Below are 14066 nucleotides of genomic sequence, written 5' to 3'. Positions count from 1 at the left end.
ACCTCATTGCCCAACGGCACTTTTGAGCGGCACCGACTTCTCGAAATGGAGCAGGAAGGCGATGTTGTAGATGAACGGAATCACTTTATCGTAGGAAACGCGCAGGACACTCGCGTTACCCGTGCGCTGGATGGTGATGTCCTTCGGCTTGATCGTCGAGTCATCCACGTACTGGAAACTCATCTTGAAGGCGAGCTGGCGCCGGGCCTGCTCGATATCCTCGTTACCACCCTCGGTCGACATCTGGTTGAGCGCTTTGACCACGCCCATGTACTCGATGTACGACGGCACCAGCTTCATCGCCATGAAGGCGAAGAAGCCAACAATGGCTAGCATGATGACGAACCCGATAAGGGTAATACCCGACTGCCTGGATTTCATGTTCCGTCTCCGCCGCGCGAAGCGGCTCCCCTGTTCAAGACTGTAAATGCCAACGGGGCGCGCAAGGCGCCCCGAAGCGGAGATTACCTTGTCCGGGGCATCCCGCAACGCCTTGCGGCGTGACGGGCGCCACCGTTCCGTCAGTGAATGACCTTGCCCATCCTGGAAAAATCGAGCACGCCATTGTCGAAACCGCGCCATGCGAGCCAGACGAAGAAGGCCTTGCCGACCAGATTGGCCTCGGGCATGCAGCCCCACCAGCGACTGTCCGTGCTGTTCATCCGGTTGTCGCCCATGACGATGTAGCAGCCCTGGGGCACTTCCGACGGCACCGCCGCGTTCGGGATGTCCTGCGGCATGTTGTAGGCCGGGGTGAGCGCGATCGTATGATTGATGCTGCCCAGGTGCTCGGTGTAGAGCTTCGAGCCGAAGGTCATCAGCAGGCGATCTTCGGGCCGGGTCATGCTGCCCTTGAACGGACCGATTTCTTCGGCACCCACGTGCTCGCCATTGATATAGAGCTCGCTGCCGCGGGTCTCGATGCGGTCACCGGGCAGGCCGATGACGCGCTTGATCCAGTTTTCGCTGGGCACCGCGGCGTGGGGATCCTGGCAGGTGATGTCACCGCTGCGCACTGTCTTGCCGTTTTCGTCCTGGCAGACATAGCCCGGAAAACGGAAAACGATCACGTCGCCACGGCGGGGCTCGCCGTTTTCGACCAGCTTGTTGTTGAAGGCTGGCATGCGCAGGCCGTAAGCGAACTTATTGACCAGGATGAAGTCGCCCACGTCCAGCGTCGGCATCATCGAGCCCGACGGAATGCGGAACGGCTCGGCCACGAACGAGCGCAGCAGGAGTACGACCAGGATCACCGGGAACAGCGAACGGGCCCAGTCGACCGGCCACGGCTCGGGCTGTTCGGATCCCGACGCTTCCGCGCGGGCGCGACGCGCCTTGAACAGGAAAAGGCGATCGAACAGCCAGACCACACCGAACAGGACGGTCAGCCCGAGAAGAATCGCCGAAAAATCAAATGCCGCCATACCATCTCCATCAGTGGTGTCGAAGGGCCTTGCGGCCCGGTCCGGCGCATCCGGCGCCGGCTTTCCCTATCTCGCTTACTTGTTGTCCTGCCTCAGCACGGCAAGGAAGGCTTCCTGGGGAATTTCCACGCTGCCGACCTGCTTCATGCGCTTCTTGCCTTCCTTCTGCTTCTCCAGCAGCTTTTTCTTTCGCGAAACGTCGCCGCCGTAGCACTTGGCCAGGACGTTCTTGCGTAGCGCCTTTACCGTTGAGCGGGCGATCACGGCCGCACCGACAGCGGCCTGGATGGCCACGTCGAACTGCTGGCGAGGAATCAGATCCTTCATGCGATCGACAAGTTCCCGGCCGCGGCGGTCCGCGTGCGAACGATGCACGATCAGGCTCAGCGCGTCCACGCGATCGCCGTTGATCAGGATATCGACGCGAACGAACGGGCCCGGATCGAACCGTTCGAGGTGGTAATCCATCGAGGCATAGCCGCGGGATACCGACTTCAGGCGATCGAAGAAGTCGAGCACCACTTCAGCCAGAGGCAGCTCGTAGGTCACCTGCACCTGGGTAGCCAGGTACTGGATGGAACGCTGCACGCCGCGCTTCTCTTCGCACAGCTTGATCACGTTGCCGACGTAATCACCCGGGGTGAGGATGGTGGCAACAATGATCGGTTCGCGAATTTCCACGATCTGCTGCGGCGGCGGAAGCTTTGCCGGGTTGTCCATCTGCAGCACGGAGCCGTCGGTCTTGGCCACCTCGTACACCACGGTCGGAGCCGTGGTGATGAGGTTGAGATCGTATTCGCGCTCGAGGCGCTCCTGGACGATCTCCATGTGCAGCATGCCGAGGAAGCCACAGCGGAAGCCGAAGCCCATCGCCTCGGAGCTTTCCGGCTCGAAGAACATGGCCGCGTCGTTGAGGCGCAGCTTGTCGAGCGCCTCGCGCAGGGCCGGGTAATCGTCGGCCGATACGGGGAACAGGCCGGCGAACACGCGCGGCTGCATGACCTGGAAGCCGGCCAGTGGCTCGGCCGCCGGCTTGCCTGAATGGGTCAGTGTGTCACCCACCGGGGCGCCATGGACGTCCTTGATCGACGCGTTGATCCAGCCCACCTCGCCCGCACCGAGACGATCGAGCTTCTTGCGCTTGGGGGTGAACACGCCGACATCGTCGACCAGATGGGTACGGCCGGTGGACATGACCAGGATCTTGTCGCCCGGGCGGATCTCGCCCTGCATCACGCGCACCAGCGACACCACGCCCAGGTAGTTGTCGAACCAGGAGTCGATGATCAGCGCCTGAAGCCTGTCAGTGTTGCCCGCCTTCGGCGCCGGAATGCGATGGATGATCGCCTCGAGCACCTCGATCACATTCTGGCCGGTCTTGGCGCTGACCGGGATCGCGTCGGTGGCGTCCAGGCCGATCACGGCTTCAATCTCGGCCTTGGCCTTTTCGACATCCGCGGTGGGCAGGTCGATCTTGTTGATGACCGGAATGACTTCCAGACCCTGCTCGATGGCCGTGTAGCAGTTGGCCACCGATTGCGCCTCGACGCCCTGTGCGGCGTCGACCACCAGCAGCGCGCCTTCGCAGGCGGACAGCGAGCGGCTCACTTCATAGGAGAAGTCGACATGCCCGGGGGTATCGATGAAATTGAGCTGGTAGGTCTTACCGTCGCGCGCCGTGTACGGCAGCGAGACCGACTGCGCCTTGATGGTGATGCCGCGCTCGCGCTCGATCGGGTTGTTGTCGAGGACCTGCGCTTCCATTTCGCGCTCGGTCAGACCTCCGCACAACTGGATGATACGGTCGGCCAGAGTCGACTTGCCGTGGTCGATGTGGGCAATGATGGAGAAGTTGCGGATGAGTTCCATGGAGCGCCGTGGTCACGTTCACCATCGCTCGCGGCGCGAACGACGCGCGCCAGCCCTCAGGGCCAGCGCGAATCAAGCATTATCGCATGGAAGTGCTTCAGCGATCGCTGGGGACCGTCAGCCCGACGAATCGCGTCGAGTCGTCGCGCCGGACCAGGAGCATGGCGGTATCCCCGGACTTGATCCCCCTGGCCGCGTCGCGGAAGGCCGTGGCGTTGCCAACACGCTTCTGGTTGACCATGAGGATGACGTCACCCGCCTGAAGTCCGGCGGTGGACGCGGCCGCCCCGGAAACCCGGCTCACCACGACGCCTTCGCCGGCCTTGAGGCCCAGCTCGGACCGCGTCGACGCGTCGATGTCCTGCACGGCGAGACCCAGTGCAGCCTCCGATCCACCACCCGCCCCTTCACCCGTCGCCGCCGAGGCGAGGGCTGCCTTGTCCCGCGGCAGTTCGCCGACCTTGACCTCGACCGCCTGCTTCTTGTGATCGCGAAGGAACTCGACCTTCGCGATCGAGCCAGGCCGGGTGATGCCGACCAGGGGCGGCAGGTCCGGTGCCTGGGTGATCGGCGTGCCATTGAAGGAAAGGATTACATCGCCCTGCTTCAGGCCCGCCTTGTCGGCACCACTACCGGGGGTGACCTGCGCGACAAGGGCGCCGTTGGAGTCCGCCAACGCGAGGTTCTTCACGAACGGGTCCACGGGCTGCACCGTGACGCCGAGCATGCCGCGCGAGACATAGCCTTTCTCCTTGATCTGCCCGACGACGTTCATCGCCACGTCGATGGGAATGGAGAATGAAAGTCCCTGATAGCCGCCGGAGGTGGAGTAGATCTGCGAGTTCACGCCGATCACCTGACCCTGCAGGTTGAACAACGGACCGCCGGAATTGCCACGATTGATCGGTACGTCGGTCTGGATGAAGGAGGTATAGGGCTGGTCGCTGCTACCGAGGTTGCGGCCCACTGCGCTGATGATGCCGTGCGTAACGGTGGCATCGAGGCCGAACGGTGAACCGATCGCCAGGGCCCATTGGCCGCGCTTCACGCTGCGCGAGTCGCCGATGCTGACAGCCGGCAAGGAACCGGCATCGATTTTCAGCAAGGCGATGTCGTACTGCGGATCCTTGCCAACGACCTTGGCAGTGAAGCTGCGACGATCCTGCAGGCGCACCTTGACCTCGTCGGCATCATCGACGACATGATCGTTGGTGAGGATGTAACCATCGGCTGAAATAATGAAACCCGAACCCAGCGAAGTCTGCTCTCGCGGTTGGGTGGGAGCGCCCGGCATACCGAAGAAGCGGCGCAGCAGTTCTTCCTGATCGTCCTGCGTATCGGCGGAACCGCCTTTCGCTTTCTTGTGTGCCCCCGTCGTCTTCGCCTCGACGTGGACGACCGCGGGAGCGTTCTTTTCCACGACAGCAGTGAAATCCGGCAGGCTCTGTGCCTGTACACCGGCCGTGCCCAATACGAGTGCGCCACCCAGCAGGGCGCGTGCATATAACCAACCCATCTTCTTTCCTCCTTGTCAAAGTCACGGCTGCCCGTGCGTCGAGGCGACCGCACGAGTGGTTACAAATAAGGGAGCGGGCGCGCCGGGGACGTTCGGCGCGCCACAGTGGCGCCGCGGCTCAGCGAGCCTGCGGCGCGGCAACCGGCTGGACATAACGACTGCCGTCGGGACGGGTCAGTAGCATGTAGCCATTGCCTTCCGGGGCATCCGCGGCCCGGGCACGGTGGATCTGGTACGGCGTCGAACGCGGCAGGTAGGTCGCACCGCCCTCGCTTGAACTGTCGAACGCCGCCTTCTGGGTGAACTGGGACGCCATGTTGCTACCGGTGAGCCACTGCGGCGCGACCGGCGCGGCGGCGGGTTCGGGCGTAGCGTCCGCCACCTGGACATCACCGGAGACCGCCGCCTGGCGAACGATTTCGGGTGAGGCTACGGAGCGGTTGCCCGCCGGCTGCGAGAGCATCAGGGCGGCGACAGCCACGCTGGCGGCAATAGCGCCGCCTGCGGACCAGTGCAACCAGCGGCGACGCGGTGCGATGCCCGCGACCGCCGACACGTTGGCTTCGGCCTCGATCGCCGCCATGACCCGGTCGACGAAATCATGGGATACCGGCGGCATCGCCTCGTGGCGCAACCCATCGCGACCCGCGTGATAGCGCGACCAGACGTCGGCCAGGCCCTGATCGGCCTCGAGACGACGCAACAGGAAGCGGATTTCCTCCCGTGACAGCTCTCCGTCCATGCCGGCGGAGAGAATTTCCCGATTGGCTTCACTCATGGATTGTGATCCTCGCGGTCGGAAAGAAGCGGCCGCAGTTTTTCGTCGATGGCTTCACGAGCCCTGAAGATACGCGAGCGAACGGTACCGATGGGACAGTTCATGATGGCGGCGATTTCGTCATAACTCTTGCCGTCCACCTCACGCAGGGTAATCGCGACCCGAAGTTCCTCAGGCAACGCTTGGACAGTGGAAAACACCGTTTGTTCCACCTGTTCCCGCATCAGCTCGCGTTCCGGCGTCGCGCCGTCGTGCATACGCGTGGCGCCGGGCACGTAAACCGCGTCGTCCACGTCGATATCGCCGGTGGGCGGACGGCGGCCCATGGCTACCAGGTGGTTTTTCGCCGTATTCACGGCGATCTTGTAGAGCCACGTGTAGAAAGCGCTTTCCCCACGGAACGAGCCGAGCGCACGCCATGCGCGCACGAACGCCTCCTGGGCAATGTCCTCGCATTCGGTCCAGTCGTGCACGTAGCGAGAGATCAACGCGATGACCTTGTGCCGGTATTTCCGCACAAGCAGGTCGAACGCGCGGCGGTCTCCTTGCTGCACACGTTCGACAAGTGCTTGATCCAGTTCGTTTTCGCCCATCCGGGCCGTCTCCTCACATCATTCGGGGCCAGTCGCGGGCGCAGCTGAGACAAGCCTGGACCGAGCAAGTTCACTGCCAGGTCCAAAGGTCATCCCGTCAAAATATGCGCATACCGGCCTGAACCTCAAGTTGGACCCGGCCAGGTCAGGCGCTGACCGGCGTCCTGCCTTCCGTGATCACCCGCTCGCGCTCGGCCAGCAGCTTGTCGAAGGCGACCACGGGTAGCGGGCGGCAGAACAGGTAGCCCTGCAGCTCGTCGCAGCCGTTGGCGCGGAGAAAGTGCAGGTGCTGTTCGATCTCCACGCCCTCGGCCACCACGCCGCGCTTGAGCCGGTGGGCCATGTCGATCGTCGCGCGGACAATGGCTTCATCGTCCGGATCGACGCCGATGTTGCGTACGAAGCTCTGGTCGATCTTGATCCGGTCGGCCGGCAGGCGACGCAGATAGTCCAGTGAAGCGGCGCCCGTGCCGAAGTCGTCGATGGCGATGTGGCAACCCATCGCGTTCAGCGCATCGAGTGTCTCGACCAGGTGCGGCACGGTCTTCACGCTGATGCTCTCGGTCACTTCGAGCTCGAGGCTGTCCGGATTGAGCCCGGTGTCGGTCAAGGCACTGGTCACCACTTCGGCCAGGTTCTGCTGCATGAGCTGCACCGCGGAAAGGTTTACGCCCAGGCGCAGGCCCAGGCCGTAGGTGTCTTCCCAAGCCTTCGCCTGCGCGCAGGCGGTGCGCAGCACCCACTCACCGATCGGCACGATGAGGCCACTGGCCTCGGCCAGCGGGATGAAGAAGGCCGGACTGATCATGCCCAGCTCGGGATGCTCCCAGCGCACCAGGGCTTCCATACCGACGATATCTTCGGTGATGGCATTGACCTGGGGCTGGTAGAAGACACGCAGCTCGTCGTTCTTCACCGCGTGGCGCAGGCGTGCCTTCAACGCGACATGCTGTTGCTGCGAGGCATCCGGGTTCGCGGCGTATATCTGGTAGTTGTTCCGGCCCAGGCTCTTCGCCCCGTACATCGCTTCGTCGGCATGCCGGAGCAGCAGTTCGCCCTCCGTCGCATCGTCGGGGAAGAAGGAAATACCCACCGATACCGTGGCCTGTAGCTCCGAGCCGTCGTCGAGGCCGAGTGGAATCTCCATCGCCTGCACGACTTTCTCGGCGATCCGCAGCACGTCGTCGCGCTTGATGATGTGACGCAGGATCATCGTGAACTCGTCACCGGCGTAACGCGCGACCGTGTCGGACGCTCGCACGCTGGCGCGCAACCGCTTCGCCACCGCGGTCAGCACCTGGTCGCCCACGGCATGCCCGAGCGTGTCGTTGATGCCCTTGAAACGATCGAGGTCGACGAGCAACGTGGCGAAGCACTCGCCCGTGCGCTCGGCCTCGCGGATCGTGGTGTCCAGGCGGTCGTTGAACAGAAGTCGATTGGGCAGGTTCGTGAGCGCATCGACCAGGCCACGGGCGCGCCCCTGGTCGCGTGCCCGTCGCAGCTCGAGCGCCGAAGCGAAACGCGCGGCTGCCGCGCGCAAGGCAGGCTCGAGCACCCGGGCGTCACTGGCCAGACGGCGACGCCCTGCCAGCAGCGCGCCGAGCACATTGCGGCGCTCGTCAAGCAGTGGCAGGAAGGCGTACGAACGCAGGCCCAGCGCTTCGACCAGGGGATCCGCAGCGGGCGCACCGTTGCCCTCGCCAAGATGCGAAAGCGTTTCACCACCCAGGCAGATCTTCAGGAGCGGAAGGTCGTTCGCTTCAGGCCATTCGACCAGGCCCGGGCCGTTCCAGATACGCGTGAGCACCTCCGGCCCGAACTCGCTTTCCGGCAGTGCCGACCACACGGCGACCACGTCCAGTTCGAGCGCATCGGCGAGCATCGCGGCCGCTTCGCCCATGCCTTCGTCGTCGCTGGGACAGGCATCGAGCACGGAGAGCAGCGAGAGCGCTCGCCCCGCCATGTCAACGGCACGGAGGTCGCGAAAGGCCACGGCGATTCGATGGGCGCCGCGATCGGTGAGGTGACGCACATCGATCTCGCCGGACACATCCGCACCGTCGAGGCGCCGCAAGGTGCAAGCCACGCCGTCGCTGTCGGGCACCGGCCACATGGCGCCACTTTCGATCTTGAAAAGGTCGGCGAGCAGACGGCCCTGTACGGGACCGTCGCCCTTCATCAGTCGATTCATCGCGGCACCGCTTTCGATGACGCAGCCATCCGGCGTGGATGCGACCACCCAGGCCGCGCCTGCGTCGAAGGCGAACCGATAATCCAGGCCGGTCGGCTCACTGGCGGCGACCGCTGCGTCGCTACCCATCGCGGCGCGTACGCGCTGGGCAAGCTCCGCCGCGATAGCTCCTTCGCGCAGCCAGTCGGCGCTGTCTTCCGGGGCGACGCCGGGTGGCTCGTCGCCAACGACATAAACCACGGGCAGCTGTGAATAAGCGGTCGAGCCACGGAGGATACGCAGGCCCTGGACCATGTCGGCCGTACCGTCCGCACCGATGACGGCGACATGCAGCGGCGGGGCATCGGCCAGCAGGGTTTCCAGCTGCGTGGCATCGCGCGCGCTAAGGAGAACGAAGTCGCCATCCGCGTCGAGTGCGTCGAACACCGCGCGACGCACATCGCGGCGCGGCGTGAAGATGAGGATACCGGTCGGCTCGGACGTGGACATGCGCGCGCTCAAACGATCCACCGGCCGTCGCGCAGGCGCGGCGCCGCGGAACGGGCATGCCAGTCGGCGTCGACCCGGACGATATCGTCCTCGAAGGTTGCCAGCAGGCTGGGGCTGGCGCCGATCAGCACCACCCGGCGCACATGGCCCGTCTGAGTCCGCGACAGTTGCCGTAAAAGTGCACCGTCGGTGGCGCTCGGCGGCCCCGGCGGCATGTCCAGCAGGTACACGCCGAAATGCAGGCTCTGCGAGATATAGCGCAAGGCGTCACCCAACCGAGTACAGCCCGGCACGCGCATCTGTGCATCGCGAAGGCTGGCCAGGCCCTCGGCATGGCGCCACAGGTACACCGCTTGCCCCGTCCGCCGCGCGACCAGGCGGAACTGGTCGATCAGCTGGTTGGTATCGCCGGTCTGCAAAGCGACCAAGGGTCCCGACGCAGACAGAATGCGGTCGAAAACATCGGTTCCTACATGGGAGTCGGCGGGCATGGGCGACACATCGGCGGCAGTGGCGCGAAGTATCGGCCCAATACGGGGGCGTACGCTAGGGATGGCACACCATACGCGGGGGTATCTCGCATTCGGCCCGACAGGAAGGTATGGTGATGCGCTCATTCGCCAGCGTACGACCTCTGCCATGTTCGAAGGACTCCGATTCAAGCACTGGAAGACCAACGTGGGCGACGACGGCATCGTCGTGCTCACTTTCGATCGCGAGGGCGCAAGCGCCAACGCGCTGTCGCGCGAGGTGCTCGACGAACTCGATACGATCGTCGAGCGCCTGGCCATCGAAAATCCACGAGGGGTCGTCATCCACTCGGCCAAGCCTTCGGGCTTCGCCGTGGGCGCCGATATCCGCGAGTTCGTCGAATATGCCCAGACCGGCACCGTCCTCGCCAACATCGAGAACGGCCAGCGCGTGTTCGAGAACCTCGCCAGGCTGTCCTGCCCCACGGTGGCCGCGATCCATGGCGCCTGCATGGGCGGCGGCACGGAACTCGCCCTCGCCTGTCGCCAGCGCATCGCCGTGGACGACGACGCAACGAAGATCGGCCTGCCTGAGGTGATGCTCGGCATCCATCCGGGCTGGGGTGGTACCGCCCGCCTGCCGCACCTGATCGGCGCGCTGGATGCCCTGCCCGCCATGCTCACCGGCAAGCCGTTCAATGCCCGGCGCGCCAAGGCCGTCGGCCTGGTCGACAGACTCGCTCGTGCGGACGAACTGCTGGCCGAAGCACGCCACCTCATCAAACGTCCGCACCAGCGTCCGTTCGCGCAGCGTGCGAAGGCCTGGGCAACCAACACGCTACCGGCGCGCGCCATCCTCGCGCCCATGGTCCGCAAGCAGACCGCGGCCAAGGTACGCAAGGAGCACTACCCCGCTCCGTTCGCACTGATCGATACCTGGGCCCGCGGCGGCTCCAGCATCCAGCAGCGGCTCAAGCTCGAAGCGAAGTCCGTGGCGAAACTGGCCACCACGCCGACTGCGCGCAACCTCATTCGCATTTTCTTCCTGCAGGAACGCCTGAAAGGACTCGGTGCCGGTACCGACCACGGCATCAAGCATGTGCACGTCGTCGGTGCGGGCACCATGGGTGGCGACATCGCCGCGTGGTCCGCGCTGAAAGGTTTTGACGTGACCCTGCAGGATCGCGAGCTGCGCTTCATCGAGCCCGCGATCACGCGCGCCCGCACATTGTTCGAAAAGAAGCTCAAGGCACCGGCCAAGGTTGACGCGGCCATGGGCCGACTTAACGCCGACGTCGATGGCAAGGGTATTGCCGAGGCCGACCTCGCCATCGAAGCGATTTTCGAGAATCCGCAAGCCAAGCACGCGTTATACGCGACGATCGAGCCGCAGTTCCAGGCGGACGAAATCCTTGCCAGCAACACTTCTTCGATTCCCCTCGACGAACTGCGCCAGGGCCTGAAAGCACCGCAACGCTTCCTCGGCCTGCACTTCTTCAATCCGGTGGCGCAGATGCCTCTGGTGGAAGTCGTGCGCCACGATGCCCTGGATCCTGCCATTGAGAAACGCGCGCTTGCGTTCTGCAAGGCCATCGGCAAGCTGCCGGTGCCGGTCAAGGGCACGCCGGGCTTCCTGGTCAACCGCATTCTCATGCCCTACCTGATGGAGGCGATGCGCCTCTACAACGAAGGCGTGCCGGGTCCCGTGCTCGATCGCGAAGCAAAGAAATTCGGCATGCCGATGGGCCCGATCGAACTGGCCGATACGGTCGGCCTCGATGTGTGCGCGTCGGTCGGCAAGGAGCTCGCGCCGTTCCTCGGCCTGGAAGTTCCGCACGGCCTGGAAGAAAAGATCGCCGCGAACAAGCGCGGCAAGAAAGACGGCGAAGGCCTGTACGTGTGGAAGGAAGGCAAGCCGGATAAGCCCGAAGTAGACCCCGACTATGTGCCGCCGACCGACATCCAGGACCGCATGATCCTGCCGATGGTGAACGAAGCGATCGCCTGCCTCGCCGAAGGCGTGGTCGACGATGCCGACCTGCTCGACGCCGGCGTCATCTTCGGCACGGGCTTCGCCCCGTTTCGTGGCGGCCCGATCCAGTACGTTCGCACCGAAGGCGTCGCCGCGGTGCGCGAGCGACTGGCGAAGCTGGAAGCGAAGCACGGTGCGCGCTTTGCGAAGAAGGAAGGTTGGGACAATCCGGAACTGACGTTGTCGCCAGCCTGACCGAAGAGCATCGCCGCTGAAGCGGCTCCTACCAAGCAGGTTGCGAGGGCTTGGTAGGCGCCGCTTCAGCGGCGACGCCTCACCACATCAAATCGTCAGGCACGCCATCATCCGACTCGCTCGCCGCGTTCGGATCGACGAGCAGCGCGATGAACTCCGGCGCCAGGGCCTGCAGCTCCGTGATCACCGCCTTGTCGACGACAAGATAGCGACCGCCCTGTTGCACGACGCCAAGCTCGCCCGCGTTGATCGCGACCAGTTGGGTGGCATCCACATGGACACGACGAATCTTCTCGCCGTATGGAAAATGGCGAACCTGGTCGGCGTCGGCGAGGTTCAGGGCCTTGCCCTTCAACAACTCCTCCACCTTGCGCTTTCTCTCCTTGCGCAGCCGCGCCAGCTCGGCCGCCTCGGCTTCGAGGCGGCGACGCTCGGTCGCATCGGTCTGTGCGCGGATCGCATAGGCCTTGGCGAGGTCGATCTCGCCATCCTTGCGCGGCGGACGCGGCTGTCCGCCAGCACCGGGCTTGCCGCCCTGCTGCGGTCTGCCACCACCCTGGGGCCGGTTGCCTTGCGGGGGTCGACCGCCTTGCGACGGCTTGCCACCCTGCTGCTGGGGCCGACCACCCTGCTGTGGTTTCGCGCCCTGGCGTGGGCTGTTGCCCGCGTAGGGCTGGCCGCTGCCGGCGGACGATCGTGCGCCCTTGCCACCATCGGCACCCTCTTTCCGCGGCGGTGCGGAGGTCCTTTTCTCTTCGCGGATCTCCTTGACGAGGCCGCTCTTCAACAACTGGTCGCGCAGGGACTCTGCCATGATCGGTAAGGCTCGTTCGGTGTTTTCAGTAATGCGGCGGCGGGGGCTCATTGGCAGTGTCGCTGCCGAGTCCCGCACGCATGTTCATGAGGTCGGAACGCAGATCGCGCAACGCCCTCTCCAGTCGGTCAAGCCGTCGGGATATCTCGGTATCCGCCGATGACAGCCCGTTGACCGTGTCGTCGATGAAGGCGAGACGCATCTCGAGCTCCATCATGCGTTCGTCTGTGTCAGTCATCGTGGCGACCCGCCAGGCTGCGGCCACGACCGATGCCGTAATAGGCAATGCCTGTCTCCTCGACCGCCGCTGGATCGTAAAGATTGCGGCCATCGAAGATCACCGCGTTCTTCAGCAGCGATTTGACCCGCGCGAAGTCGGGGGCACGGAACGCCTTCCATTCGGTGACGATCATCAGCGCATCGGCGCCGTCGATCGCGTCGTACGGACGCTCGACCAGTCGCAGGTCATCGCGCTCGCCGTAGATGCGACGGGTTTCGTCCGCGGCCTCCGGATCGAATGCCCTGACATTGGCACCCGCTTCCCACAGCTGCTCCATCAGGCGCCGGCTCGAGGCTTCGCGCATGTCGTCCGTGTTCGGCTTGAAAGCCAGGCCCCAGAGCGCGATGGTGCGCCCCTTCAGCTGGCCAAGGAAGTGACGGGAAAGCAACGCGAACAGGCGCGACTTCTGCGAGTTGTTCACCGCTTCCACGGCGTCGAGCAGGCGCGCGTCGTAGCCGACTGCATGCGCCGTGCGCGCCAGCGCCTGCACGTCTTTCGGAAAACACGAGCCACCGTAGCCGGCGCCCGGATAAATGAAGTGATAGCCGATGCGCGGATCCGCGCCGATGCCCTGGCGAACGAGCTCCACATCCGCGCCGACGTGCTCGGCGATATTCGCGATTTCGTTCATGAAACTGATCTTGGTCGCGAGCATCGCGTTGGCCGCGTACTTGGTCAGTTCGGCGGAGCGTTCGTCCATCACGACCATGCGGTCGTGATTGCGGTTGAACGGCGCGTACAGCTTGCGCAGCACGCCGATCGCCTTCGGGCTCGACGCACCGACGATGATCCGGTCCGGACGCATGCAGTCTTCGACCGCATCGCCTTCCTTGAGGAATTCAGGATTGGAAACGACATCGAACGGCAGATCCACGCCACGTGCCTGCAGACGTGCCTGCACGGCCTCGCGCACACGGTCGGCCGTACCGACGGGCACGGTGGACTTGTTCACCACGACGGTATAGCGGTCGATGTTGTCGCCGATGGTTTTCGCCACGGCGAGCACGTACTTCAGGTCCGCACTGCCGTCTTCGTCCGGCGGCGTGCCGACGGCGATGAAAACGACCTCACCGTGACCCACCGCGGGGGCGGCATCAGTGGTGAAGTCCAGCCGGCCATCCGCATGGTTGCGGACCACCATCGGCGTCAGGCCAGGCTCGTAGATGGGAATGTTACCGGCCTTCAGGCGATCGACCTTGGCCACGTCGACGTCCACGCAAACGACATGGTTACCCATCTCGGCGAGGCAGGTGCCGGTGACGAGACCGACGTAGCCGGTGCCGAAGATCGTGACTTTCATGAAGCTCCCAGGGACCGGGGACCGGCCTGCCGTAACGGTCGATTGTAGTCCCGCCCGGCTCGCAGGCAAAGAAAAAGGGCGCGGATTGCTCCGCGCCCTTTCGTTCTACCGGAGA

Annotated in this window: 11 protein-coding genes and 1 pseudogene; 1 reads left to right on the top strand and 11 read right to left on the bottom strand. The window is 64.5% G+C overall.

Annotated elements, in window-relative coordinates:
- Positions 1-3 precede the first annotated feature (3 nt).
- The 8 genes and pseudogenes from C8J98_RS15695 to C8J98_RS15660 form a co-directional block, all read right to left on the bottom strand.
- Entirely contained in the window at positions 4-381 is a 378-nt protein-coding gene (locus C8J98_RS15695; protein WP_107914126.1) for a DUF4845 domain-containing protein, read from the bottom strand.
- A gap of 140 nt (positions 382-521) precedes the next feature.
- Positions 522-1424 (bottom strand): signal peptidase I, encoded by a 903-nt coding sequence (gene lepB / locus C8J98_RS15690; RefSeq protein ID WP_107914125.1) that lies wholly within the window; start codon positions 1422-1424, stop codon positions 522-524.
- Between the two features lie 75 nt (positions 1425-1499).
- The gene (gene lepA, locus C8J98_RS15685; protein WP_107914124.1) at positions 1500-3293 is read right to left on the bottom strand and encodes a translation elongation factor 4; all 1794 of its coding nucleotides are present in this window, start codon (positions 3291-3293) and stop codon (positions 1500-1502) included.
- A gap of 97 nt (positions 3294-3390) precedes the next feature.
- The gene (locus C8J98_RS15680; protein ID WP_107914123.1) at positions 3391-4809 is read right to left on the bottom strand and encodes a Do family serine endopeptidase; all 1419 of its coding nucleotides are present in this window, start codon (positions 4807-4809) and stop codon (positions 3391-3393) included.
- A 118-nt stretch (positions 4810-4927) separates the two neighbouring features.
- On the bottom strand, positions 4928-5587 hold the full coding sequence (locus C8J98_RS15675) for a sigma-E factor negative regulatory protein (RefSeq protein WP_107914122.1): 660 nt from the start codon (positions 5585-5587) through the stop codon (positions 4928-4930).
- Positions 5584-6212: pseudogene (gene rpoE, locus C8J98_RS15670) on the bottom strand (RNA polymerase sigma factor RpoE). The gene C8J98_RS15675 and the pseudogene rpoE overlap by 4 nt, the downstream one beginning before the upstream one ends.
- Positions 6213-6325: 113 nt before the next feature.
- Positions 6326-8860, bottom strand: coding sequence for a bifunctional diguanylate cyclase/phosphodiesterase (locus tag C8J98_RS15665; RefSeq protein ID WP_107914121.1), 2535 nt, complete (start codon positions 8858-8860; stop codon positions 6326-6328).
- An 8-nt stretch (positions 8861-8868) separates the two neighbouring features.
- Entirely contained in the window at positions 8869-9351 is a 483-nt protein-coding gene (locus C8J98_RS15660; RefSeq protein WP_107914120.1) for a hypothetical protein, read from the bottom strand.
- Between the two features lie 148 nt (positions 9352-9499).
- On the opposite strand from C8J98_RS15660, the gene C8J98_RS15655 reads away from it, so the two are divergent.
- The gene (locus C8J98_RS15655; protein WP_107914119.1) at positions 9500-11557 is read left to right on the top strand and encodes a 3-hydroxyacyl-CoA dehydrogenase NAD-binding domain-containing protein; all 2058 of its coding nucleotides are present in this window, start codon (positions 9500-9502) and stop codon (positions 11555-11557) included.
- Between the two features lie 79 nt (positions 11558-11636).
- Here the strand turns inward: C8J98_RS15655 and C8J98_RS15650 are convergent, their stop codons facing one another.
- The 3 genes from C8J98_RS15650 to C8J98_RS15640 are packed head-to-tail and all read right to left on the bottom strand — an operon-like array spanning position 11637 to position 13951.
- A complete protein-coding gene (locus tag C8J98_RS15650; protein ID WP_107914118.1) occupies positions 11637-12371 on the bottom strand; it encodes a DUF2058 family protein in 735 nt (244 codons plus the stop codon).
- A gap of 25 nt (positions 12372-12396) precedes the next feature.
- Positions 12397-12609, bottom strand: coding sequence for a SlyX family protein (locus C8J98_RS15645; protein ID WP_107914117.1), 213 nt, complete (start codon positions 12607-12609; stop codon positions 12397-12399).
- Positions 12602-13951, bottom strand: a complete 1350-nt coding sequence (locus tag C8J98_RS15640) for a UDP-glucose/GDP-mannose dehydrogenase family protein (protein ID WP_107914116.1) — start codon at positions 13949-13951, stop codon at positions 12602-12604. The genes C8J98_RS15645 and C8J98_RS15640 overlap by 8 nt, the downstream gene beginning before the upstream one ends.
- Positions 13952-14066: the final 115 nt, after the last annotated feature.

The sequence above is a fragment of the Luteibacter sp. OK325 genome, assembly GCF_003050935.1.
Lineage (GTDB): Bacteria > Pseudomonadota > Gammaproteobacteria > Xanthomonadales > Rhodanobacteraceae > Luteibacter.
This window is presented reverse-complemented; position numbering and strand designations above follow the sequence as displayed.